The organism is Streptomyces sp. NPDC005492 (assembly GCF_040605995.1).
In the GTDB taxonomy this organism is placed as follows: Bacteria; Actinomycetota; Actinomycetes; order Streptomycetales; family Streptomycetaceae; genus Streptomyces.
In genome coordinates, this window is sequence record NZ_JBEXDX010000009.1 from 115,162 (window position 1) to 138,920 (window position 23,759).

Annotated in this window: 23 protein-coding genes; 15 read left to right on the forward strand and 8 right to left on the reverse strand. The window is 70.9% G+C overall.

Annotated features, from left to right (window positions below; translation table 11 throughout):
- Positions 1-72 precede the first annotated feature (72 nt).
- Entirely contained in the window at positions 73-573 is a 501-nt protein-coding gene (locus ABZT04_RS15250) for a DUF4188 domain-containing protein (protein ID WP_356056675.1), read from the forward strand.
- Between the two features lie 53 nt (positions 574-626).
- On the opposite strand, the gene ndgR is transcribed toward ABZT04_RS15250, so the two are convergent.
- A complete protein-coding gene (gene ndgR, locus ABZT04_RS15255) occupies positions 627-1,343 on the reverse strand; it encodes an IclR family transcriptional regulator NdgR (protein ID WP_019068721.1) in 717 nt (238 codons plus the stop codon).
- A gap of 188 nt (positions 1,344-1,531) precedes the next feature.
- On the opposite strand from ndgR, the gene leuC reads away from it, so the two are divergent.
- The 4 genes from leuC (at position 1,532) to ABZT04_RS15275 (ending at position 4,839) form a co-directional block, all read left to right on the forward strand.
- On the forward strand, positions 1,532-2,956 hold the full coding sequence (gene leuC / locus ABZT04_RS15260) for a 3-isopropylmalate dehydratase large subunit (RefSeq protein WP_356056678.1): 1,425 nt from the start codon (positions 1,532-1,534) through the stop codon (positions 2,954-2,956).
- A 5-nt stretch (positions 2,957-2,961) separates the two neighbouring features.
- Positions 2,962-3,555, forward strand: a complete 594-nt coding sequence (gene leuD / locus ABZT04_RS15265; RefSeq protein WP_356056681.1) for a 3-isopropylmalate dehydratase small subunit — start codon at positions 2,962-2,964, stop codon at positions 3,553-3,555.
- A gap of 264 nt (positions 3,556-3,819) precedes the next feature.
- Entirely contained in the window at positions 3,820-4,050 is a 231-nt protein-coding gene (locus ABZT04_RS15270) for a hypothetical protein (protein ID WP_356056684.1), read from the forward strand.
- Positions 4,051-4,188: 138 nt separating this feature from the next.
- Positions 4,189-4,839, forward strand: coding sequence for an HU family DNA-binding protein (locus ABZT04_RS15275; protein WP_356056685.1), 651 nt, complete (start codon positions 4,189-4,191; stop codon positions 4,837-4,839).
- A 100-nt stretch (positions 4,840-4,939) separates the two neighbouring features.
- Here ABZT04_RS15275 and ABZT04_RS15280 read toward each other — a convergent pair whose 3' ends face one another.
- A complete protein-coding gene (locus tag ABZT04_RS15280; RefSeq protein WP_355922763.1) occupies positions 4,940-5,143 on the reverse strand; it encodes a hypothetical protein in 204 nt (67 codons plus the stop codon).
- Positions 5,144-5,162: 19 nt separating this feature from the next.
- Positions 5,163-5,801: a 2-phospho-L-lactate guanylyltransferase gene (cofC, locus tag ABZT04_RS15285; RefSeq protein ID WP_356056687.1), complete on the reverse strand. Its 639-nt coding sequence runs from the start codon at positions 5,799-5,801 to the stop codon at positions 5,163-5,165.
- Positions 5,802-5,945: 144 nt separating this feature from the next.
- On the opposite strand from cofC, the gene ABZT04_RS15290 reads away from it, so the two are divergent.
- The 3 genes from ABZT04_RS15290 (at position 5,946) to ABZT04_RS15300 (ending at position 9,079) form a co-directional block, all read left to right on the forward strand.
- Entirely contained in the window at positions 5,946-6,731 is a 786-nt protein-coding gene (locus ABZT04_RS15290) for a lysophospholipid acyltransferase family protein (protein ID WP_356056689.1), read from the forward strand.
- Positions 6,728-7,738: an NAD(P)H-dependent glycerol-3-phosphate dehydrogenase gene (locus ABZT04_RS15295; RefSeq protein ID WP_356056690.1), complete on the forward strand. Its 1,011-nt coding sequence runs from the start codon at positions 6,728-6,730 to the stop codon at positions 7,736-7,738. Before ABZT04_RS15290 ends, ABZT04_RS15295 begins: the two co-directional genes overlap by 4 nt.
- A 183-nt stretch (positions 7,739-7,921) precedes the next feature.
- Positions 7,922-9,079: a D-alanine--D-alanine ligase family protein gene (locus tag ABZT04_RS15300; RefSeq protein ID WP_356056691.1), complete on the forward strand. Its 1,158-nt coding sequence runs from the start codon at positions 7,922-7,924 to the stop codon at positions 9,077-9,079.
- A 1-nt stretch (position 9,080) separates the two neighbouring features.
- On the opposite strand, the gene ABZT04_RS15305 is transcribed toward ABZT04_RS15300, so the two are convergent.
- Both ABZT04_RS15305 and ABZT04_RS15310 read right to left on the reverse strand, forming a co-directional pair.
- Complete coding sequence (locus ABZT04_RS15305; RefSeq protein WP_356056693.1) at positions 9,081-9,572, reverse strand: DUF3515 domain-containing protein; 492 nt, start codon at positions 9,570-9,572, stop codon at positions 9,081-9,083.
- 20 nt (positions 9,573-9,592) lie between these two features.
- On the reverse strand, positions 9,593-9,826 hold the full coding sequence (locus ABZT04_RS15310; protein ID WP_003997603.1) for an Lrp/AsnC ligand binding domain-containing protein: 234 nt from the start codon (positions 9,824-9,826) through the stop codon (positions 9,593-9,595).
- A gap of 436 nt (positions 9,827-10,262) precedes the next feature.
- On the opposite strand from ABZT04_RS15310, the gene ABZT04_RS15315 reads away from it, so the two are divergent.
- Together ABZT04_RS15315 and thiD are read left to right on the forward strand one after the other, a co-directional pair.
- Positions 10,263-11,228 carry a thiamine-phosphate kinase gene (locus tag ABZT04_RS15315; protein ID WP_356056695.1) on the forward strand — a complete coding sequence of 322 codons (966 nt, stop codon included), beginning with the start codon at positions 10,263-10,265 and terminating at the stop codon, positions 11,226-11,228.
- A complete protein-coding gene (gene thiD / locus ABZT04_RS15320) occupies positions 11,225-12,019 on the forward strand; it encodes a bifunctional hydroxymethylpyrimidine kinase/phosphomethylpyrimidine kinase (protein WP_356056696.1) in 795 nt (264 codons plus the stop codon). The genes ABZT04_RS15315 and thiD overlap by 4 nt, the downstream gene beginning before the upstream one ends.
- Before the next feature lie 83 nt (positions 12,020-12,102).
- Here the strand turns inward: thiD and rpmB are convergent, their stop codons facing one another.
- The gene (gene rpmB / locus ABZT04_RS15325; protein ID WP_004924906.1) at positions 12,103-12,288 is read right to left on the reverse strand and encodes a 50S ribosomal protein L28; all 186 of its coding nucleotides are present in this window, start codon (positions 12,286-12,288) and stop codon (positions 12,103-12,105) included.
- A 227-nt stretch (positions 12,289-12,515) separates the two neighbouring features.
- Here rpmB and ABZT04_RS15330 point away from each other — a divergent pair, with 227 nt between their 5' ends.
- Complete coding sequence (locus ABZT04_RS15330; RefSeq protein WP_356056697.1) at positions 12,516-14,237, forward strand: DAK2 domain-containing protein; 1,722 nt, start codon at positions 12,516-12,518, stop codon at positions 14,235-14,237.
- A 3-nt stretch (positions 14,238-14,240) separates the two neighbouring features.
- Here ABZT04_RS15330 and ABZT04_RS15335 read toward each other — a convergent pair whose 3' ends face one another.
- Positions 14,241-17,186 carry a tetratricopeptide repeat protein gene (locus ABZT04_RS15335; RefSeq protein WP_356056698.1) on the reverse strand — a complete coding sequence of 982 codons (2,946 nt, stop codon included), beginning with the start codon at positions 17,184-17,186 and terminating at the stop codon, positions 14,241-14,243.
- The gene (locus ABZT04_RS15340) at positions 17,186-19,024 is read right to left on the reverse strand and encodes an HSP90 family protein (protein ID WP_356056699.1); all 1,839 of its coding nucleotides are present in this window, start codon (positions 19,022-19,024) and stop codon (positions 17,186-17,188) included. Before ABZT04_RS15340 ends, ABZT04_RS15335 begins: the two co-directional genes overlap by 1 nt.
- A 168-nt stretch (positions 19,025-19,192) precedes the next feature.
- Between ABZT04_RS15340 and recG the strand changes: the two genes are divergently transcribed.
- The 4 genes from recG (at position 19,193) to ABZT04_RS15360 (ending at position 23,748) form a co-directional block, all read left to right on the forward strand.
- A complete protein-coding gene (gene recG, locus ABZT04_RS15345) occupies positions 19,193-21,412 on the forward strand; it encodes an ATP-dependent DNA helicase RecG (RefSeq protein ID WP_356056701.1) in 2,220 nt (739 codons plus the stop codon).
- A 72-nt stretch (positions 21,413-21,484) separates the two neighbouring features.
- Positions 21,485-22,072, forward strand: coding sequence for a 16S rRNA (guanine(966)-N(2))-methyltransferase RsmD (gene rsmD / locus ABZT04_RS15350; RefSeq protein ID WP_356056702.1), 588 nt, complete (start codon positions 21,485-21,487; stop codon positions 22,070-22,072).
- A gap of 26 nt (positions 22,073-22,098) precedes the next feature.
- A complete protein-coding gene (coaD, locus tag ABZT04_RS15355) occupies positions 22,099-22,578 on the forward strand; it encodes a pantetheine-phosphate adenylyltransferase (protein WP_356056703.1) in 480 nt (159 codons plus the stop codon).
- Between the two features lie 99 nt (positions 22,579-22,677).
- Entirely contained in the window at positions 22,678-23,748 is a 1,071-nt protein-coding gene (locus ABZT04_RS15360) for an ATP synthase F0 subunit B (RefSeq protein ID WP_356056704.1), read from the forward strand.
- The last annotated feature ends 11 nt before the right edge of the window (positions 23,749-23,759 follow it).

Sequence of the window (23,759 nt, forward strand, 5' to 3'; positions counted from 1 at the left end):
TGGGAAGTGTCACTATCCAAGCATCGCTCAGAAGGATAGTGCCGCTATCCGATTGGGGACCAGGGGGACATCATGTTCGCGAAACCGGTACCGGGCCGTACGACCGCGGATGCCGAGGGCGATGTGGTGGTCCTGCTGATCGGGGTGCGCGTCAACCACTTCTGGGCGGTGCACCAGTGGCTCCCGGTGATGCTGTCGATGTTCCGCATGCTGGGGGAGCTTGCGCGGGACAGCACCCGGGGGCTACTGGGACACGTACTGCTGACGGCGTCCCCGCGGACGTACTACGTCGTCCAGTACTGGGAGTCCAAGGAGAAGCTCTACGCGTACGCGAGTTCGCCCGACATGTTCCATCACAAGGTGTGGGCGATCATCAACCGCAAGGAGAAGGCCGGGAAGGTGCGCGGCCATGTCGGGCTCTGGCACGAGAGCTATGTGGTGCCGGAGGGGTCGTACGAGGCGATCTACGCCGACATGCCGGCCTTCGGGCTCGCCGCCGCCCACGGACAGGTGCCGGTGGAGAAGCGGGGACGGCGGGCCAAGGACCGGTTCGCGTACCGGTCGCAGACATGACGGAGGGCCTGCCGCGGCGTTGAGGCAGGCCCTCCTGTGGTGTTCCCGGGGGATCAGCCGGTGCGGCGCAGGGCCTCGGAGAGGCGGGCGGCGGCGTCGATGACCGCCTGGGCGTGCATACGGCCCGGGTGGCGCGTCAGGCGCTCGATGGGGCCGGAGACGGACACCGCGGCCACCACGCGGTTCGAGGGGCCGCGCACGGGCGCGGAGACGGACGCGACGCCCGGCTCCCGCTCACCGATGGACTGGGCCCAGCCCCGGCGCCGTACGCCCGAGAGGGCGGTGGCCGTGAAGCGGGCGCCCTGGAGGCCGCGGTGCAGGCGCTCCGGCTCCTCCCAGGCCATCAGGATCTGTGCGGACGAACCGGCCTTCATCGTGAGCGTGGAGCCGACCGGGACGGTGTCCCGCAGTCCGGACAGGCGTTCCGCCGCGGCGACGCAGATGCGCATGTCGCCCTGGCGGCGGTAGAGCTGCGCGCTCTCGCCGGTGATGTCCCGCAGATGCGTGAGCACCGGGCCCGCCGTGGCGAGCAGACGGTCCTCGCCGGCGGCCGCGGCCAGCTCGGCGAGGCGGGGGCCGAGAATGAAACGGCCCTGCATGTCGCGCGCCACCATACGGTGGTGTTCCAAAGCCACGGCCAGTCGGTGTGCCGTGGGTCGTGCCAGCCCGGTCGCCGCGACCAGACCCGCGAGGGTGGCCGGACCGGACTCCAGAGCGCCCAGGACAAGGGCTGCCTTGTCCAGGACGCCGACGCCGCTACTGTTGTCCATGAAACGATACTCGCGTCTCACTCTGTGAAACGCAAGTTCCTTTTTCCGTGAGACGCGCAACCCTTGTATGCACAGCGGCCCGCCGACCAACGGGCCAGGCGGCGGCTGCCCGTGAACCAGGGGTGCGAGCGCCGTCTCCTCAAGATCTCTAGTTGGGCCGGCGCGTTTTGCCGGCCGGAGGGAAAGCGATGGGTAGGACACTCGCGGAGAAGGTCTGGGACGACCATGTCGTCCGGCGCGCCGAGGGCGAGCCCGACCTCCTCTTCATCGATCTGCACCTGCTGCACGAGGTGACCAGCCCGCAGGCCTTCGACGGTCTCCGCCAGGCCGGGCGTCCCGTGCGGCGCCTCGACCTCACCATCGCCACCGAGGATCACAACACCCCGACCCTCGACATCGACAAGCCCATCGCGGACCCGGTCTCCCGGGCCCAGCTGGAGACGCTGCGCAAGAACTGCGCCGAGTTCGGCGTGCGCCTGCACTCCCTCGGCGATGTCGAGCAGGGCGTCGTCCACGTCGTGGGACCGCAGTTGGGCCTGACCCAGCCCGGTACCACCGTCGTGTGCGGTGACTCCCACACCTCCACCCACGGCGCCTTCGGCGCGCTGGCGTTCGGCATCGGCACCTCCCAGGTGGAGCATGTGCTGGCCACCCAGACGCTGCCGCTGGCCCGCCCGAAGACCATGGCCATCACGGTCGACGGCGAACTGCCCGACGGTGTCACCGCCAAGGACCTGATCCTCGCCATCATCGCGAAGATCGGCACCGGCGGCGGCCAAGGCTACATCCTGGAGTACCGCGGCTCCGCCATCGAGAAGCTCTCGATGGAGGCCCGCATGACCATCTGCAACATGTCGATCGAGGCCGGTGCCCGCGCGGGCATGATCGCCCCCGACGAGACGACCTTCGACTACATCAAGGGCCGCGCCCACGCCCCCGAGGGCGAGGACTGGGACGCCGCCGTCGCGTACTGGAAGACCCTGAAGACCGACGAGGACGCGGAATTCGACGCCGAGGTCGTCATCGACGGTCCCTCGCTCGCGCCGTTCGTCACCTGGGGCACCAACCCCGGTCAGGGCGCGCCGCTTTCGGCGTCCGTCCCCGATCCGGCTTCGTACGAAGACGCTTCGGAGCGCCACGCCGCCGAAAAGGCCCTGGAATACATGGGGTTGGAGGCCGGCCAGCCGCTGCGCGACATCAAGGTGGACACCGTCTTCGTAGGTTCGTGCACCAACGGCCGTATCGAGGACCTGCGTGCGGCCGCCGCGATCGTCGAGGGCCGCAAAGTCGCCGACGGCGTACGGATGCTGGTCGTCCCCGGCTCCGCGCGGGTCGGTCTGCAGGCCGTCTCCGAGGGCCTGGACGTCGTCTTCAAGGAGGCCGGCGCCGAATGGCGGCACGCGGGCTGCTCGATGTGTCTGGGCATGAACCCGGACCAGTTGGCGCCCGGTGAGCGCTCCGCGTCCACCTCCAACCGCAACTTCGAGGGCAGGCAGGGCAAGGGCGGCCGTACGCACCTGGTCTCGCCGCAGGTCGCCGCCGCGACCGCCGTGCTGGGCCACCTGGCCTCGCCCGCCGACCTGTCCGACGCCCCTGTGCCCGCTGGAGTCTGAGAGTCATGGAAGCATTCACCACGCACACCGGCCGGGCCGTCCCGCTGCGCCGCAGCAACGTGGACACCGACCAGATCATCCCCGCCCACTGGCTCAAGAAGGTGACCAGGGACGGGTTCGAGGACGGGCTGTTCGAGGCCTGGCGCAAGGACGAGAACTTCATCCTCAACCGCCCCGAGCGCAAGGGCGCCACGGTCCTGGTCGCGGGTCCCGACTTCGGTACCGGCTCCTCCCGTGAGCACGCCGTGTGGGCGCTGCAGAACTACGGTTTCAAGACCGTCATCTCCTCCCGGTTCGCCGACATCTTCCGCGGCAACTCGCTGAAGAACGGCCTGCTCACGGTCGTTCTGGACCAGAAGATCGTGGAAGCTCTCCAGGACCTCGCCGAGAAGGACCCGCAGGCCGAGATCACGGTCGACCTGGAGGCCCGCGAGGTGCGTGCCGAGGGCATCACCGCGTCCTTCGAACTCGACGAGAACGCCCGCTGGCGACTGCTGAACGGGCTGGACGACATCTCCATCACCCTCCAGAACGAGGGCGACATCGCCACCTACGAGGCCAAGCGCCCCTCGTACAAGCCGCGGACGGTCCAGGTCTGACCGAACCCCCGCGCCAGGTCGGGATCCGGCCACCGCGACACCCCGTCTGTACCCCCGATCGCCACGATTGGGGGTACAGCCATGTCTGCACCCGAACGGCCCTGCGCGCCTGCAACGCTTTGCTCAACTTCCCGTGTTAGACAGGGTGTTGACCGGGTAGGCGCTGCTTTGAGCCAACGCCGCCGCCGGGCTCCGGAAGGCTGTTTGAGGTGCCAGTTGCTACCCCCGCAGGCGACAACTCGCCCCAGATGGCACAATCTGTGCATGGAACACGACGGCCAACTCAAGCTCTATGCGGCGGTCGCGGACCAACTCAAGGAAGCGCACACAAGGGTGCGCGCACTGCAAGTCCCGGAGGGCGTACGGATGGCGCTGGCCCGGAAGCTGCTGGTCATTACGGCCGCGGCCAAGCACGATCTCGCCGACGCGGCAAGGAGACTGGACCGCTTCACCGCGGACCTCGACGCGGGTCGATTCCCGGAAGAGGAACGCTGAAACAAGTCCAGGACAGCCGAGTTCGTTGCGGCGCACGGGTGATTAGCCCGTTTCGTGTTTGATTTGCGGTATATATCTGCCTAACGTGCGAAAAAGCCGGATCAGTTTCGTTCCGGCAATGTCTCCGAAGGGGAAGACGTGAACAAGGCGCAGCTCGTAGAAGCGATTGCGGACAAGGTCGGTGGCCGTCAGCAGGCCGCCGAGGCGGTCGACGCGGTACTGGACGCTGTCGTCCGCGCCGTGGTAAATGGGGACCGGGTTTCGGTCACCGGCTTCGGTTCGTTCGAGAAGGTCGACCGTCCGGCCCGTTACGCCCGCAACCCCCAGACGGGCGAGCGGGTTCGGGTCAAGAAGACCTCCGTGCCGCGCTTCCGCGCGGGCCAGGGTTTCAAGGACCTGGTGAGCGGCTCGAAGAAGCTCCCGCGCGGTGGCGAGGTCGCCGTCAAGAAGGCGCCCAAGGGCAGCCTGAGCGGCACGGCTTCGGCGACGGTCAAGAAGGCCGCGGCCAAGAAGACCACCGCCAAGAGGGCCACGGCCACCGCGAAGAAGACCGTGGCGAAGAAGACGGCGACCAAGACGGCCACCGCCAAGAAGACCACGGCCAAGAAGTCGACCGCCAAGAAGACCACGGCGACGGCCAAGAAGACGGCGGCCAAGAAGGCCACCGGTACCGCCAAGAAGGCGACCGCGAAGAAGGCCCCGGCCAAGAAGGCGACGGCCAAGAAGGCCCCCGCCAGGAAGTCGACGGCGCGCAAGACCACCGCCAAGAAGGCCACCGCCACCCGCTAGTCACGGGTCGCAGGGCACTCACGCGCCGGGCCGGACTCCCTGAGGGAGTCCGGCCCGCGGCGTATTCACGGCCCCTGGAGGGTCGTTCAAGAGGTTCCGCTCAGAAGGTCTGCAGGGTCACCAGCGTGACCCTGAGCCCGTCCTTCGGCCCCTCGGTCTCGATCCGCACCCGCTGTCCCGGCCGCAGCAGCCGCAGCCCGCCCGCGTCGAACGCGGCGGCGTCGAAGGGCACCGGGGTGCCGTCGTCGAGCAGCACACTGCCGGTGCGGGTCCCGGCGTCGTAGGTGTAAGCGGTCGCCTGCATGGCCGCAGCCTACTGCCGTCTACTGCCCGGGAATCAGCAGCCCCGCCGCCGCTGCCGCCGTGCGCGGCCCCACCCCAAGGACCAGCGCCGCCCGCAGGTCCTCGCCGGTGTCCACGTCCTGTCGTACGGAATCCACCGCGTCCAACGCGAGTTCCGTCGCCCCCGAGGCGCGATGGCGGGCGCGGGAATCCGGGCCGAAAGCCGGGCGCAATTCGCGGCCGTCCCTCGCGGTGAGCAACGTGGTGCCGATTGCGGCCGCGTCCGGGAGAAATGCGCGCGGGAATTCCGCGGCCGCGTCCAGGACCCTGGCCAATTCCGCGGGGCGCAGCGCCGGCAGATCGGCGTTCAGGGCCGCGACCGCGCTTTCGGGACGGGAAACCCGCACGACCGTCGCCGCGTGCCGCAGAGCGGCGTTGAGGCCCCCTCCCGGCTCGTCGGCGACGATCCGGGCGCCCAGTACGGCGAGTTCGCGGCCGGCCAGGGTGTCGTCCGTGACGACCGCCACATCACGGACCGCCGGACAGGCCAGCGCCGCCACCACGGTGTCCTGGGCGAAGGCGAGGGCGAGGCCCGGGCGCAGCCCGTCGCCGGCGGTGTCCGAGAGCCTGCTCTTGGCTCGCGCCAGAGACTTCAGGGGTATGACCAAGGTCCACTGCACGAGCGTTCCGTCCCTCTCTTGTCCGCGCCATTGTCACCCGGCACCCGTGGCGGTGTCGGTGGCGGGGCGTACGGTGTTCTCGACAGACCGGCGGCCTGGGGCGACACTTGTGCGGCCCCCCGGGTCCTAGAGGAAGGTGTTCGCGTGCCCCGCCGCAGAATCGGGTTCTGGTACCGCTTCGCAGCGGTCCTCTGCAAACCGCCGCTGGTGGTTCTGATCAAGCGGGACTGGCGCGGAATGGAGCACATTCCGGCCGAGGGTGGATTTATCACCGCGGTGAACCACAATTCGCATGTTGATCCCCTCGCGTACGCTCACTTTCAGTACAACACCGGGCGCGTTCCGCGATTCCTCGCGAAGAGCGGCCTTTTCAAGAAGGGATTCGTCGGCGCCGCGATGCGCGGTACCGGACAGATCCCCGTCTACCGCGAGACCACCGACGCGCTGAGCGCCTTCCGCGCCGCGATCGACGCCGTGGAGCGCGGTGAGTGCGTCGCGTTCTATCCCGAGGGCACCATCACCCGGGACCCCGACCAGTGGCCCATGACCGGCAAGACCGGTGCCGCGCGCGTGGCCCTGCAGACCAAGTGCCCGGTGATTCCCGTGGCGCAGTGGGGCGCGAACGAACTGCTGCCTCCGTACGCCAAGAAGCTGCACGTCCTCCCGCGCAAGACCAGCCATGTGCTCGCGGGCCCGCCGGTGGACCTCACGCGGTTCTACGGCAAGGACATGAGCCCGGACCTCCTCAAGGAGGCGACCGAGGTCATCATGGCCGACATCACCCGCCTGTTGGAGCAGATCCGCGGCGCGCAGGCGCCCGAGACGCCCTACGACCCGCGCCGCGAGCGGATCGAGCAGCGGCGCCGGACGGCCGCGGAGGCCGAGCAGTTGGAGCCCAAGGTGGAACTGGAAGAGGGGCAGGGCACGTGAGCAAGCCGGTCAAGGCGGCTGTCTTCAGCGCCGGTTCGTGGGGCACGGCCTTCGGCATGGTGCTCGCCGACGCGGGGTGCGAGGTCACGCTGTGGGCGCGCCGCGCGGAGGTCGCCGAAGCCATCAACTCCAGCCGTACGAACCCCGATTACTTCCCGGGCATCGAACTCCCTCAGAACCTGCGGGCCACCACCGACCCCGCCGAGGCCGCCGCCGGCGCCGACTTCACCGTCCTGTCGGTCCCTTCGCAGACGCTGCGCGCCAACTTGGCCGACTGGGCACCGCTGTTGGCGCCCGACACGGTCCTCGTCTCCCTCATGAAGGGCGTCGAACTCGGCTCCGTCATGCGGATGAGCGAGGTCATCGAGGACGTCGCCAAGGTCGGCCCGGACCGTATCGCCGTGGTCTCCGGACCCAACCTCGCGCGGGAGATCGCCTCCCGGATGCCGGCCGCCGCCGTGGTCGCCTGCACCGACGAGGCGGTGGCCCGCCGGCTCCAATCGGCTTGCCACACGCCGTACTTCAGGCCGTACACCATCACCGACGTCGTCGGCTGCGAACTCGGCGGCGCGGTGAAGAACGTGATCGGGCTCGCCGTCGGCATCGCGGACGGCATGGGGCTCGGGGACAACGCGAAGGGCTCGCTCATCACCCGCGGTCTCGTCGAGACCACCCGGCTCGGTATCGCGATGGGCGCGGACCCGTTGACCTTCTCCGGACTCGCGGGCCTCGGCGACCTGGTGGCGACCTGCTCCTCGCCGCTGTCGCGCAACCACACCTTCGGCACCAACCTCGGCAAGGGCATGACCCTCCAGGAGACCATCGCGGTCACCAAGCAGACCGCCGAGGGCGTCAAGTCCTGTGAGTCCGTGCTGGATCTGGCCCGCAGGCACGACGTCGACATGCCGATCACCGAGACGGTCTTCGAGATCGTGCACGAGGGCAAGCCCCCGGTGGTCGCCGTCAAGGAGCTGATGTCGCGCAGCGCGAAGCCGGAGCGACGCTGAGCGCTCCGCTGGGGTGGGCGGAGGGGTGGGGGCGCCTGGTGTCGGTCGGCGCCGCGGGCCCGTTGTGGCTGGGCGCGCAGTTCCCCGCGCCCCTGCGGGACATTGCCCGGGGGCGCTGTTCGAACCGCCGCCCGTCAACGGACGCTGACTCAAGGCAGTACCACCGGGTACGCTCATCGCGATATGAGCACCGAGAACCTCTCCCAGAGCCCTGAGCAGCCGCCTCGCAAGCCGCGTGTGGCCGTCGTGTTCGGCGGTCGCAGCTCCGAACACGGGATCTCCGTGGTCACCGCCGGCGCCGTCCTCGCGGCCATCGACCGGACCAGGTACGACGTCCTGCCGATCGGCATCACCCGCGAAGGCCGCTGGGCCCTGACCGCCGACGAACCGGACCGCATGGCGATCACCGACCGCCGTACCCCGGACGTCGCCGAACTCGCCGAGTCGAGCGAGGGCGGCGTGGTGCTCCCGCTCGACCCCGGAAACCGCGAAGTCGTCGTCAGCGAGCCGGGATCCGTGCCCAAGGCCCTCGGCGAGGTCGATGTCGTCTTCCCCGTCCTGCACGGCCCCTACGGCGAGGACGGCACCCTCCAGGGTCTCCTGGAGCTGTCCGGTGTGCCGTACGTGGGCGCCGGTGTGCTCGCCTCGGCCGTCGGCCAGGACAAGGAGTACATGAAGCGGGTTTTCACCTCGTTCGGCCTCAAGGTCGGCCCCTACGTGGTGATCCGGCCGCGCGAGTGGGAGCGGGACGAGTCCGCCGCCCGCAAGAAGATCATCGACTTCGCGGGTGAGCACGGCTGGCCGCTGTTCGTGAAGCCCGCGCGCGCGGGTTCCTCGATCGGCATCACCAAGGTCGACGACCTGGCCGGGCTCGACGAGGCGCTCGCGGAGGCGCAGCGGCACGACCCGAAGATCCTCGTGGAGGCCGCGCTGCGCGGACGCGAGATCGAGTGCGGGGTGCTGGAGTTCGAGGACGGGCCGCGGGCGAGCGTGCCCTCGGAGATCCCGCCGCCGGACGCGCACGCGTACTACGACTTCGAGGCGAAGTACATCGACTCGACCCCCGGCATCGTGCCCGCGCCCCTGACTCCCGAGGAGACGGCCGAGGTCCAGCGGCTCGCGGTGGACGCCTTCGAGGCGGCCTCCTGCGAGGGGCTCGTGCGCGCGGACTTCTTCCTCACCGAGGACGGCGAGTTCGTCATCAACGAGATCAACACCATGCCCGGCATGACACCGATCTCGATGTACCCGCAGATGTGGCGGGCGAGCGGGGTCTCCTACCCCGAGCTGGTGGAGCTCCTGATCCAGGCGGCCCTGCGCCGGTCCACCGGACTTCGCTGACCTAGTCGGCGATCCCTGCGGGGATCGCCTTCTTGACGGCTTTCGCCAGGTCGACCAGGGGCGCCAGGCCGTCCCCGGTGCGGTCCTTCGGGATGGTCACCTCGACATAGGCCTTGCGCAGCGTCGTGGTGAACCGGAACGAGCCGTCGTCCTGCTTCTGCAGCAGCCAGCCCACCCCGTTCACATCGACGCCGTCGGCCTCCGGGTCGTTCATCTTCGCGGGCCTGACGACACCGCAGCGCAGTATGATCGCCGGGTTCCCCCAGCCCGCGGTCAGCGCGGACGCGGGCTCGGGATCCCGGCGGCCCTGGCTGTCGACCTCGGACGGCAGCACCTTGTCCAGATTCCGGCACAGCCCGGTGACCTTCGCCCCCGGCGAGGGAACCGCCGCCGACGCGCTGTCGTCTGCTGAGGAGCAGCCCGCGACGGTGATCAGCAGGGCCAGCACGGGCAGCCCGGCGGCAGAACGGCGCCGGGGACGGAGAGAGTTCACCGGCCAAGGGTAGACGGGGGCTACAGATGCACCACCGGGCAGGTCAGGGTTCGGGTGATGCCGTCCACTTGCTGGACCTTGGCGACCACCATGCGGCCGAGGTCGTCGACCGTGTCGGCCTGGGCCCGCACGATCACGTCGTACGGTCCTGTCACGTCCTCGGCCTGGATCACTCCAGGAATCTTGCTGATCGTCTCGGCGACGGTCGACGCCTTGCCGACCTCCGTCTGGATCAGGATGTACGCCTGTACCACGGAACCTCCAGGGCGGCCACGAGGATCATGTGGGGAAAAGGAACGCCACGGTATCGCGTCGCCGCTCGTCAGGGGGAGACCCGCGGGGACCGTGGGTCGTGTCCGCAAGGTCCCGCCTGCTCCGCGACGCCCGGCACGCTCCCCCACTGCCTTAAGGGCGTGGGAGGTGCCCCCACTCACCGCACCGGGCGGAAGCCCAAGTACGTCCAGTGCCAGGGCTCCCGCCCGGCACGCCGAGAGCACGCACCGGCTGCGACACCAGCCGCTTCCGCGGCGGGCGCGGAGCCCGCCCTTCGGTCGGACGACGGGACCTTGCGGACACGACCCAGCCTGCGCGCCGGGGTCCGGGCACGACTAAGTTGACGGTCACCTCGACCGTACCGAGCACACCGACGGCTCGCGACCGGGCGCTGTCGTCACGAGAAGAGGACGAACGATGAAGGGCACCGTCGGTGAGTTGGGGGAGTTCGGGCTCATCAGGGAGCTCACTTCCCGGCTCACCACCACCCCCGCGGTCCGGGTCGGCCCCGGCGACGACGCCGCGGTCGTCGCCGCGCCCGACCGCAGGGTCGTGGCGAGCACCGACATCCTGCTGGAGGGGCGGCACTTCCGCCGCGACTGGTCCACCGCATACGACGTCGGACGCAAGGCCGCCGCGCAGAACCTCGCGGACATCGCGGCCATGGGCGCCGTACCGACCGCGCTGCTGCTCGGCCTGGTCGTGCCGGCCGAACTCCCGGTCACCTGGCCCATGGAGCTGATGGACGGGCTGCGCGACGAGTGCCAGGTCGCGGGTGCCTCGGTGGTCGGCGGCGATGTCGTACGCGGCGACACGATCATGGTGTCGATCACCGCGCTCGGCGATCTGCGGGGCCGCGAGCCGGTCACCCGGGGCGGCGCGCAGCCCGGCGACATGGTCGCGGTGACCGGCTGGCTGGGCTGGTCCGCGGCCGGGTACGCGGTGCTGTCCCGGGGCTTCCGCTCACCCCGCGCGTTCGTGGAGGCGCACCGGCGCCCCGAGCCGCCGTATCACGCGGGTCCGGCGGCGGCCGGGCTCGGCGCGACCGCGATGTGCGACGTCAGCGACGGGCTGATCGCCGACCTCGGGCACATCGCGGAGGCCAGCAAGGTGCGGATCGACATCCGGTCCGGGGCGATCGACGTCCCGACGCAGATGAACGACATCGGGCAGGCCGTCGGCGTCGACCCCATCCAGTGGGTGCTCACCGGGGGAGAGGACCACGCGATCGTGGCGACCTTCGCGCCGGACGTGAAGCTGCCGGCCCGCTGGAAGGTGATCGGCGAGGTCCTCAACCCCTCGGCGCTGCCCCAGGTGACGGTGGACGGGGCGCCATGGACCAGCAAGGGCGGCTGGGACCACTTCGGGGACATCGAGTCGTGAAGCCCCTCGTGCTGACGGTCGCGGGCTCCGACTCCGGTGGGGGGGCTGGAATCCAGGCCGACTTGAAGACGATGCTCGCACTCGGCGTGCACGGTATGAGCGTCGTCACGGCGGTCACCGCGCAGAACTCCCTCGGTGTGCAAGGGGCTTGGGAACTTCCGGCCGAGGCGGTGCGCGCCCAGTACCGCAGCGTCGTCGACGACATCGGCGTACAGGCCGTGAAGACCGGGATGCTCGCCTCGGCCGAACTCGTCGAGACGGTCGCGGAGTTGCTCGCGGAGACGGACGCCCCGGCGGTCGTCGACCCGGTGGGCATCTCCAAGCACGGGGACTCGCTGCTGGCCGCCTCCGCGCTGGACGCGGTCCGCACGCGCCTGCTGCCGGCCGCGACCGTGGCGACACCGAACCTCGACGAGGTGACCCAGTTGACCGGTGTACGGGTCGACTCGGAGGACGGGTTGCGGGAAGCCGCGGCGGCCGTGCTGTCGTACGGGCCGCGCTGGGTGCTGATCAAGGGCGGTCATCTGCCCGGCGACGCCGTGGACCTGCTGTCCGACGGTTCCGAGGAGCACTGGCTGCGCGCGCCCCGGCACGACAACCGGCACACCCACGGCACGGGCTGCACACTCGCCTCGGCGATCGCCGCGCATCTCGCCATGGGGCGGTCGGTGCCGGAGGCGGTGACGGCGGCGAAGACCTATGTCACGGGGGCGATCGCGGCGGGGTTCGCGCTCGGCGGCGGGATCGGGCCGGTGGATCACGCGTGGGCGCTCCGGCGGGACACCTACTGACAGGGCACGGCAAAAAGCCGGCCCACACGAGGTGGACCGGCTCGATGCAGCGAACCAGCAGTGGCCGCGCGCTCAGCAGTGCGTCAGCGCGAGACCTTGCCGGCCTTGATGCACGAGGTGCAAGCGTTCACGCGCTTCGGCGTCCCGCCGACCACGGTACGGACGCGCTGGATGTTCGGGTTCCAGCGACGGGGCGTACGGCGGTGCGAGTGCGAGATGTTGTTGCCGAAGCCCGGCCCCTTGCCGCAGACGTCGCAGTTGGCAGCCACGGGTCACTCCAAAGACTTCAGATGCACAGATGCACTTACGGATGATCCCGGCATGCCGGGATCGAGATCGTGAGATCTGAGTGGCACTGCCAGGGGGGATGGCCCGATCGGGATCGGGCAACCGGAGCAGCATACAACGACTGCGCCAGTACAACGAAACTACCATGCCTGGTCGGGGGCCCGCTCCGGCCCTCCTCGGCCCCGGACCGCCTCGGGGTCTACGCTGCGTGCCAGTCCAGCAGCTCAAGGAGGCGCAGGTGCCGCAGGTGTCGCGGAGATTCTTCGATGCTCTCGCGGTGCGCACCTGGTGCGGTCTCGCGCTGCGGGCGCTGGGGCGGGCGCGCGAGGAGATCGACGCGATCAACGTGTACCCGGTGGCCGACGGCGACACCGGCACCAACCTGTACCTGACCATGGAGTCCGCGGTGACGGCCGTCGAGGCGCTGTTCGACGGACACGACACCCTGACCGGGCAGAAGCCGCCGCTGGCCGACGCCGCCCGCGCCATGGCCCACGGGGCACTCATAGGGGCGCGCGGGAACTCCGGGACCATCCTCGCGCAACTGCTGCGGGGCATGGCCCATGTGCTCGCCGCCGACGGTGAGACGACTCACACCGACGGGGAGGGACTGCGCCTCGCCCTGCGGCACGCGGCCGACTCCGCCCGGCACGCGGTGGCCCACCCGGTCGAGGGCACGGTCCTCTCGGTCGCCTCGGCGGCGGCGGACGCGGCCGACGCCACCGAGGGCGACTGCGGGACCGTGGCGCGGGCCGCCTACGAGGGGGCGTGCGCGGCGCTGGCCGAGACCCCGGCGCAACTGGCCGTCCTGGAGCGCGCCGGGGTCGTCGACGCGGGCGGGCGGGGGCTGGTGGCGGTGCTGGCCGCGCTGGTCGAGACGTTCACCGGCGAGCTGCCGGTCTTCACGGCCCTGGAGCCGCACGCACGCGTACCCGCCGATGCCACGCACGCACGCGTGGAGACCGTTTCCGCTCCCGGCGCTCCCGAGGCCGTCCCGTGCGCGGGCGGACCCGCCTTCGAGGTGATCTACCTCCTGGAGGCCGAGGACACCGCCGTGAACCGGCTGCGGGAGCGGCTGGACGCGCTCGGCGACTCACTCGTCGTGGTCGGCGGCGACGGCCTGTGGAACGTCCACGTGCACGTCGACGACGCTGGTGCCGCCGTGGAGGCCGGCGTCGAGGCCGGACGGCCGTACCGCATCCGGATCACCCACTTCGGGCTCGGTGACGTCCACACCACCGGCGCCGAACGACCGCCCAGGGAGCGCGCCCAGCGGGCCGTCGTCGCCGTCGTCCCCGGTGAGGGCCTGGCGGGGCTCTACGGCGAGGCGGGCGCGACCACTGTCCTCGCGCGCCCCGGGGAGCCGCCGGCCAGCGGGGAACTGGTCGCGGCCCTGCGGCGGGCACACGCGCGTGAGGTCGTGCTGCTGCCCAACGACGCGGATCTGCGCCACACGGCGGCGGCCGCCGCCGAGCAGGCGCGGGCCGAGGGCGTCCGGGTCGCGCTGATCCCGACCCGGTCCGCGGTCCAGGGGATCGCCGCGCTCGCCGTGCACGAGCCGGAGCGCCGCTTCGACGAGGACGTCGTCGCCATGACCTCGGCGGCGGGCGCGACCCGCTACGCCGAGGTCGCCGTCGCGGAACGCCAGTCCTGGACCATGGCCGGCATCTGCCAGGCCGGGGACGTCCTGGGCCTCGTCGACGGCGACGTGGCCGTGATCGGTGCCGACGTCACGGCCACCGCCCGGGCCGTCCTGGACCGCATGCTCGCGGCCGGCGGCGAACTCGTCACCCTCGTCCTCGGCGACGAGGCCCCCGCGGACGTCGCCGACATCCTGGAGGTCCACGTCCGTGAGACGTACCTCGCGGTCGACACGGTGGTGTACCGGGGCGGCCGGCAGGGCGCCCTGCTGCTCATCGGCGTGGAGTAACCCCTACTGGTGCCCGGTCTGCTCCTCCATGAGTTGGAGCAGTTGCTCCGCCTCGGCCCGGCGCGCGGCCACCGTCTCGTCGCCGTCGTCGGCACCCTCGTAGGCCCTCAGCACGCCACGCGCGCGTGCCGCCGCGTCGGCGGGGCGGCTGAGGTCGGCCTCCAGCCAGCCCGCGGCGAGTTCGACGGCGGTGCGCGTGTGCACGGCGCCCTCCCCGAGGGCGGCGAAGACGGCGACGGCCTCCGCCGTCTGCGCCAGCGCGTCCTCGAACGCGGCCTGGATCGCGGTGTCCTCGGCCTCCTCGGCGACGGAACGCGCCAGCAGCTCGCCGAACTGCCGGTGCGTGTGGCCGAGTTCACCGGTGAGCCGCTGCCGCGCCTCCTCGTCGTCCGTCACGAGCAGCGCCGCCTCGCACTCCTCGATCCCCTCCGACATCAACTCCCGCGCGCTGTCAGCGCTGTTCGGGCCCTGGTCCGCGCGCAGCGCCAGCCAGGCGCGGGCGCGCAGCGAGCGGACGAGCCCGTGCACGTTCCCCAGGGACCGCCACAGCTCACCCGCGCGCGCGTACGCCCGGTCCGCCTCGACGGGCAGCCCGGCCTGCCCCAGGGACTCGGCCGCGAGGTGCGCGAGCGTCGCGTGGTCGTGCTGCTCGGGCCACTCCCGCGCGATCTCGGCCGCCTGCAACCGCCGCTCGGCAGCGGCCCGGTGCTCACCCAGTTCGCTGAGACAGTCACCGAGCCACCACTGCGTCTGTACGACCGCGCCGTCGCCGTGCGTCTCGGCGCTCAGGTCGGGCAGCGCCGACTCCAGCACCTCCGCGGCCTCGGCCCACCGGCCCTGGCGCAGCAGAAAGCCGCCCAACTGGTGCCGTGCCCAGGCCCCCAGCGTCGGCCCCTCGCCCGCCTCGTCGGACCAGTGCGCCGCCTCCAGGGCGTGTTCCGCCGCCTCCTGGGACCGCCCCCGGCCGCCGAGCACCTCGGCGAGCTGAAGGTGCAACTGGGCCCGTCCGGGAGCCTCCAGATACGGCCCGCCGTGCTCCAAGGCCGCCCGCAGCGCCCGCTCCGCCTCCGTGACGTCACCGAGCTGATGGGCGAGCCCGGCAGACCGGGCCTCGTACTCCACCGCGAACCACGGCAGCCCCGCGCCCACGAACGCCGCCGACGCCTTCGCGAACAACCGGACGGCCATCTCCGCGTCCCCGCCCCGCAGCGCGAGTTCGGCCAGCATCGCCTGCCCCTCGGCACCCCGCGCGGCCAGCCGGACATCTTCCCCGGTGTGTCCCTCGACCAGCGCCAGCACCTCCCGTACGGCGGCTTCGGCGGCCGCCATGACCTCCACGTCGGGGGAGTCGCCCGAGGGGTCCTCGTGCACGGCCCGCATCAGGACGCGCGCCCGGCTCATCAGCACGGCCGCCGTCTGCCGTACGCCCGTGGCGCCCTCGGAGTACAGGGCCAGCACCCCGTCGTACGCCTCGGCGATCACCGCGAGGGCCTCGTCGACCTCGCCCGCCAGAGCCCGTACGTACGCTCCACGCGCGCGTGCCGCCAACGCCTCCCCGGGGTCGCCCGCCTCCGCGTACAGCTCGGCGGCGCGCTCGAAGAGGGCGATGCCCTCGGGGCCCCGGTCCATCGCCTGGTGGTCGGCGATCTCGGCCCGGTCGCGGGCCTCCAGCTCGACGCCCTCGGCGGCCCGGGCGACCGCCGACCAGGCCTCCACGGCGTGCGGTCGCAGCGTGTCCGACAGTCGCCGCGCCTCCGTGAGGAGCGTGGCGAGGTCCTGCTCCGGTGACGGTTCCGGGACCGCCGCGGCCGGCACCGGTGCCGCGGCCGGCCGGGCCGCCGAACGCACCCCCAGGGGCAGCCGTTCCACCAACGGGCGCTGGTCCATGCGCGCGCGTGCCCGGTCGCCGAGGTACGTCGTGCCGTTGCGCTCGTCGAAGCGGGCGGCCAGCGCGAGGGCCTCCACGCGCGCGTGGACGGCGAGTTCGCCCGCCGTCCACGCCCGGCCGGGCGGCCCCGGCACCCGCTGGTCGCCGAGGCCCAGCCCGGTCAGGCGGTCCATCAGCAGCGCCACCACGGACAGGAAGTCCAGCCCGCTGCGCGGGTTCCCGGAGTCCGTGAAGTACGCCGGACGCTCCGCGAGCAGCTCCAGACCGCGCGCCTCGTTGCCGCTCAGCGCGCAGAACTCCACATGGTCCGCGTACGCGCCCCGCATGCTCTCCATGGGCCGTACGAGACGGAAGCCGCGCAGATGATGGGCGCGGGCCTCGTCGGCCCGTCCCAGGCGCAGCAGCGGGGCCAGGGAGGACGCCAGGACGGTGTGCGGCTCGTGGGCGCAGGTGAACTCGCCCTCCAGGACCGGCGCCCACAGGTCGAGCGCCTCGGCGTCCCGCCCCCGCCGCACCTGCCACTCGCCCTGGCTGTGCAGTTCGCACGCGTGGCAGTCGGCCATGGTGTCCCGGTCGGCGGCCAGCCACGCCGCGTACGCCCGCTCCGCCCGCGCCAGGTCCCCGATGTGCGAGGCGACACTGAACTCGGCGCCGCGCACCGCCCGTTCGGAGTGGCCGGCCAGCCGGTAGCGGTGCTCCATCTCGCCGAGCCACTTCTCGATCGACGCGAGCGGGATGTGCGGCTGGCCGAGCATGCCGGACGACATCCACTTGAAGACCCAGTGCAGCGAGTGCACCTCGTACTCGTCGAAGTCCTCGGGCCGCTCGTCCCACATGCGCAGCAGGCGCGCGAAGGGGACGAACATCTTGTCCTTCTCGGAGCTGTAGTTGTAGACCTTCAACTGATGCCCGAGCGCCTCGATCACCGCGAGCGGGATGTCCAACTTCTCGGCCTCTGCGAGCAGTTGCTCCGCGCGCGCGTTGCGGGCCGGTCCCTCCGGCTCCTCGGAGTTCTCCGCCATCGCCCGGCGCAGCGCGTCGAAGTCCGTGATCCCTGTCATCAGTGGTCGCCCTCCCCGTGTGTCTCCCCGTGTGTGGCCCACTCCAGGAGGCCGATGAACGCCCGGTTCAGCAGTGCCGAGTCGGCGGGGCGCAGGGGGCGCTGCGCCATCAGGAGTGCCTGCCCGTAGAGCGACTCCGTGGCCGTTCCGATCAGGTCCCGGTCCTTCAGCGAACTGATCCGCCGGATCAGCGGGTTGAGATGGTTGAGCACGAGACGCGCGCGCGGCGCGCTGCCCCGCAGCGAGCCCAGGATGCCCGCCCACAGGTCGTCGGCCTGCTCCTCGGCCTCCGCGCGGGCCTGCTCGTGCCGGGCGGACCGGTCGTCCAGGTGCAGCGCGGGCACCGACAGCGGATGGAAGGCCCGTAGGACCACGTCACAGCCCAGGGGGTCCACCTTGGCCCGCGCCGCCGCCAGGAAGTCCGCCAGCGCCAGCTCCTCGGCCGGGTCCACCGAGTCCAGGTGCGCGGTCACGGTGTCCGAGTCCAGCTCGGCGACCACCGTCCCCGGGCGCACCGACGGCAGCGCCTCGACCAGCTCGCCGTCGTAGGTGTAACCGCCGTTGATCACCCCGATGCCCTGCGCCGACGCGATCGGGGCGACCTGCCGGTACTCCTCGACGGTCCGCGTGAAGTGCACCACCGGATGCCGCTGCGCGAACTCCTCCAGGGACACCCGTCCGTCGGTCGTCTCGAAGGGCAGCCACGGCAGCATCGTGCGCAGCATCTCCGGGTCGTGCCGCGCCAGCGACTTCACACCCAGGTGGTGCACCGCCAGGAACGCGGCCAGCCGCTCCGGGTCACCCGCCGCGAGCCCGGTCAGCCAGGAGCGAATCCTTTCCCCGAGCGCCTCCCGTACGGCGGCCAGCGTCTCGTCCTCGTACAGCGACTCGCGCGAGGCCGTGGGCCGCAGACTGTCCGTGTCCAGCACACAGCGCACGAAGAACGCCCAGTCGGGCAGCAGTTGTTCGGCCCGCTCGGTCAGCAACATGCCCTTGAGATGCACCCGGTGGGTCGCGCGCTGCGCCGGGCTCACCGCGGACGGCAGCACATAGGCGACCCCCCGGATCCCGGCGAGCGGCACGGACAGCTCGATCGAGTCCAACGGCGTGAACCCGAACAGCTCGTGACAGTGCCGGGCCAGGGCCACCCTGCGGCTGCCGGGACTCGGATACGGCCGGTCCCAGGGCGCGGGCAGATCGGTGATCGCCTCACCGTCCACCCGCACGTCGTACGGCAGCAACGCCCCGAAGTCCCGCGCCAGCGCGAGGACCCGCTCCTTGGTGAGCCACTCGCCGGCCCCGGCGCGCGCCACCAGGTGCACGGTGGTGCCCGGTTCGGGATGCTCGGCGGCGGGCAGTGTCCGCACGGTGTACGAGCCGTCGTCGGTCGCCGTCCACTCCACGGGCGGCGCCTCGGGCGTACGGGCGCTGCGGCTGACGACCCGGATTCGCTCGGCGACCACGAAACAGGCGAGCAACCCGATGCCGAACTGCCCGAGGAACTCGGAGCGGGCCTCCTGGAGCCCGTCCGCCCGCTTGGAGCTACGGCCGATGGTGGCGAGGAGGTTGTGTACGTCCGCCTCGGTGAGACCGACACCGGAGTCCTCGACGCGCAGGGTGGCGCCCTCGGTGTACAACCGCACCAGGGCAGGGGCGTCGGGCTGTTCGGCCCGGCGGGCGGTGATCGCGTCCACGGCGTTCTGCAGCAGTTCGCGCAGATAGACCTTGGGGCTGGAGTAGAGGTGATGGGAGAGCAGGTCCACCAGACCGCGCAGGTCGACCTGGAACGTGTGAGGTGACTGGGATGCCTGGGATGACTGTGAGGTCTGGGAGTCCATCGTCGCAGCGCCGAGGTGGTGGAGGTGTGCTCGGCGCGGGGGTCGGGCGGTCCCTGTGAGGCGGTGACCGCGGGGGATGGCCGGAGCGCGCCATCCTAGAGCCGGAACGACCCGCCTGACCAGGGGTTTCGCGAGACGTATACGGGATTGTCAGTGGCGTGGTGTGCAATGGATCTCGTGCCCGCACTGGAAGAACCACTGAAACAGTCACTGAAATCAGTGCTCGGCCCCGCCACCGCGAAGGTGATGGCCGAGCATCTCGGCCTGCACACCGTGGGCGACCTCCTGCACCACTACCCGCGCAGATACGAGGAGCGTGGCCAGCTCACGCACCTCGCCGAGCTGCCGATGGACGAGCACGTCACCGTGGTCGCCCAGGTCGCCGACGCCCGTCTGCACACCTTCGCGTCCAGCAAGGCACCCCGGGGCAAGGGCCAGCGTCTCGAAGTCACGATCACGGACGGCAGCGGCCGGCTCCAACTCGTCTTCTTCGGCTCGGGAGTTCACAAACCCCACAAGGAACTGCTGCCGGGCACCCGCGCGATGTTCGCCGGCAAGGTCTCCGTCTTCAACCGCCGTCTTCAACTCGCGCATCCGGCCTACGAGTTGCTGAAGGGCGACGCCGAGGAGACGGTGGAGACCTGGGCGGGCACCCTGATCCCCATCTACCCCGCCACCGCCAAACTGGAGTCCTGGAAGATCGGCAAGGCCCTCCAGACGGTCCTGCCCAGCGCCCAGGACGCCGTCGACCCCCTCCCGGACTCCCTCCGCGAGGGCCGCGGCCTGGTCCCCCTCCCGGAAGCCCTCCTCAAGATCCACCGCCCCCACACCAAGGCGGACATCGACGCCGCCCGCGACCGCCTGAAGTGGGACGAGGCCTTCGTCCTCCAGGTCGCCCTGGCCCGCCGCCGCCACACGGACGCCCAACTCCCGGCAGTGGCCCGCAAACCGTCCCCGGACGGCCTCCTCACCGCCTTCGACGACCGCCTGCCGTTCACCCTCACGGACGGGCAGGTGAAGGTATCCAAGGAGATCTTCGACGACTTGGCGACGGAGCATCCGATGCATCGGTTGCTGCAGGGGGAAGTCGGATCGGGAAAAACAATGGTCGCCCTCCGCGCCATGCTCGCCGTCGTCGACGCGGGCGGTCAGGCCGCCATGCTCGCCCCCACCGAAGTGCTCGCCCAGCAGCACCACAGATCGATCACCGAGATGATGGGGGAGTTGGCCGAGGGCGGGATGCTCGGCGGGGCCGAGCGGGCCACCAAGGTCACGCTGCTCACCGGCTCCATGGGGACCGCCGGTCGGCGGCAGGCCCTCCTCGACCTGGTCACCGGTGAGGCCGGGATCGTGATCGGCACGCACGCGTTGATCGAGGACAAGGTCCAGTTCCATGACCTCGGCCTGGTCGTGGTCGACGAACAGCACCGCTTCGGCGTCGAGCAGCGCGACGCCCTCCGGGGCAAGGGCAAGCAGCCACCGCACCTCCTCGTCATGACCGCCACGCCCATCCCGCGCACGGTCGCCATGACCGTCTTCGGTGACCTGGAGACCTCGGTCCTGGACCAGCTCCCGGCCGGCCGCTCACCCATCGCCAGCCATGTGGTCCCCGCCGCCGACAAACCCCACTTCCTGGCCCGTGCCTGGGAGCGGGTGCGCGAGGAGGTGTCCAACGGCCATCAGGCGTACGTCGTCTGCCCGCGCATCGGCGACGAGGAGGACGACCCCAAGAAGGCCGGCAAGAAGAAGTCCGCCGAGGACGAGGCGGAGAAGCGCCCGCCGCTCGCCGTCCTGGACGTGGCCGCCCAGCTCGCCGCGGGCCCCCTCCAGGGGCTGAAGGTCGAGGTGCTCCACGGCCGGATGCACCCCGACGACAAGGACGCCGTGATGCGCCGCTTCGCCGCCGGGGACACCGACGTCCTGGTCGCCACCACGGTCATCGAGGTCGGCGTCAACGTGCCCAACGCCACCGCCATGGTGATCATGGACGCGGACCGCTTCGGCGTCTCCCAGCTCCACCAGCTTCGCGGCCGGGTGGGGCGTGGCTCGGCGCCCGGCCTCTGCCTCCTGGTCTCCGAGATGCCCGAGGCCAGCCCGGCCCGCCAGCGGCTCACCGCCGTAGCGTCCACCCTCGACGGCTTCGAACTCTCCCGCATCGACCTCGAACAGCGCAGAGAGGGCGATGTATTGGGCCAGGCCCAGTCCGGCGCCCGCACGTCCCTGCGGGTCCTGTCGGTCATCGAGGACGAGGAGGTCATCGCGGAGGCGAGGGAGGAGGCGACGGCGGTGGTGGCGGCCGATCCGGAGCTGGAGCACCTCCCGGGCCTGCGTGTGGCACTCGACGCACTGCTGGACGACGAGAGGGAGCAGTACTTGGAGAAGGGCTGAGGCCTGCGAGCGCGGGGACCTGCGCGACCAGCCACACTGATACCTGAAGACGCCCACAAGCAAGGACCCAAGATGACCCGCGTGATCGCCGGCGCAGCCGGTGGACGTCGACTCGCCGTGCCGCCGGGCACCGGTACCCGCCCCACCTCCGACCGCGCGCGCGAGGGCCTCTTCTCCACCTGGCAGTCGCTGCTCGGCACGCCCCTACAGGGCCACCGTGTCCTCGACCTCTACGCGGGCTCGGGCGCCGTAGGCCTCGAAGCCCTCTCCCGGGGCGCGAGCCACACCCTCCTCGTCGAGGCGGACGCGCGAGCGGCCCGGACGATCCGGGAGAACGTCAAGACTCTCGGCCTCCCCGGCGCCGAGGTGAGGGCGGGCAAAGCCGAGCAGATCGTCCAGACGCCGGCGCCGACGGACCCGTACGACATCGTCTTTCTCGACCCGCCGTATGTTGTCGCAGATCACGATCTTCGGGAGATTCTGCTCACACTCCGCACGGAGGGGTGGCTCGCGGACGAAGCGCTCGTCACCGTGGAGCGCAGCACCAGAGGCGGCGAATTCGGGTGGCCGGACGGTTTCGAGGGGATCCGGGCCCGGCGTTATGGCGAGGGGACCTTTTGGTACGGTCGCGCCGCCTCTACGTGCGAAGACGCACGATGACCGGACCGGAGAGCGAGGGAACTCAAGTGCGCCGCGCCGTTTGTCCGGGGTCGTTCGACCCCATCACCAATGGACACCTCGACATCATCGCCCGTGCCTCCAGGCTCTATGACGTCGTGCACGTCGTAGTGATGATCAACCAGTCGAAGAAGGGCATGTTCTCCGTCGACGAGCGGATCGAGCTGATCCGCGAGGTCACCTCGGAGTTCGGCAACATCCAGGTCGAGGCCTACCACGGTCTGCTCGTCGACTTCTGCAAGCAGCGGGACATCCCCGCCATCGTCAAGGGACTGCGCGCGGTCAGCGACTTCGACTACGAACTCCAGATGGCCCAGATGAACAATGGACTGTCGGGCGTCGAAACCCTGTTCATCCCGACCAGCCCCACCTACAGCTTCCTGTCCTCCTCGCTGGTCAAAGAGGTCGCGCAGTGGGGCGGCGACATCTCCCACCTGGTGCCGGACGTCGTCCTGGAAGCGCTCCGGGAGCGGCTCGACAAGGGCTGAGGGGATGACAGTGCGTCACCCGGTGTCGGGCGGGGCGGGAGTGGTCGTACAGTCGACCCGTCCGTCTCCAACACGTCGGTAGAGAGTGGCGAGCACACGGTGGACGTGCAGAAGAAGCTCGACGAGATCGTCGCCTCGGTCTCCAGCGCCCGGTCCATGCCCATGTCGGCCTCGTGCGTGGTCAACCGCGCCGAGCTGCTCACGCTGCTCGAAGAGGTGCGCTCGGCGCTGCCGGACTCGCTGGCCGAGGCGCAGGAGCTGATCGGCGGCCGGCACGAGATGGTCGAACAGGCCCGCCAGGAGGCCGAGCGGATCATCCAGAGCGCGCACGCCGAGCGCGGCTCGCTGATCTCCGACACCGAGGTCGCCCGCCGCTCGCAGAACGAGGCGGACCGCATCCTCAACGAGGCCCGTCAGGAGGCCGAGGAGATCCGCGCGGAGGCCGACGACTACGTCGACTCCAAGCTCGCCAACTTCGAGGTCGTCCTCACCAAGACCCTCGGCTCGGTCGGCCGCGGCCGCGAGAAGCTGCTCGGCACGGGTCCCGGGATCGACGAGCAGGGCTACGAGGACGAGGACGCCCCCGAGCGCAGCCACGACCCGGAGACCCTGCGCCGCGACGCCGACGCGTACGTGGACGTCAAGCTCGGCGCCTTCGAGGCGGTCCTCGCCAAGACCCTGGAGGCCGTCGGCAAGGGCCGGCAGAAGCTGCACGGCCGGATCGCCAGCGACGACCTCGGTGCCCTCGCCTTCGACGACGACGGCAACCAGGTCCAGCACACCAGCGACGCCGACTACCTCGCCGACCTCGCGTCCGTCACGGACACCCCGGTCGCGGCACCGCCCCAGCCCGAGCAGCAGGACTACGCCCCGCAGGCGGCCTACGACTACCAGCAGACCGCGCAGCAGCAGGACCCGTACGGGTACCAGCAGCAGTACGTCCAGCCCCAGCAGCAGGACCCCTACGGCTACCAGCAGGCCGACCCCTACGCCTACCAGGGCTACGACACCGGGCAGCAGCCCGCGTACGACCCGAACCAGATGCAGCAGGCCCAGCACGACCAGCAGGCCCAGCAGCAGGGGTACGCGCTCGACGAGACCAGCCTCTTCGACACCGGCATGATCAGCGCGGAGCAGTTGCGGGCGTACGAGCAGGGTCGCGGCCTGTAGGGAAGCACCGG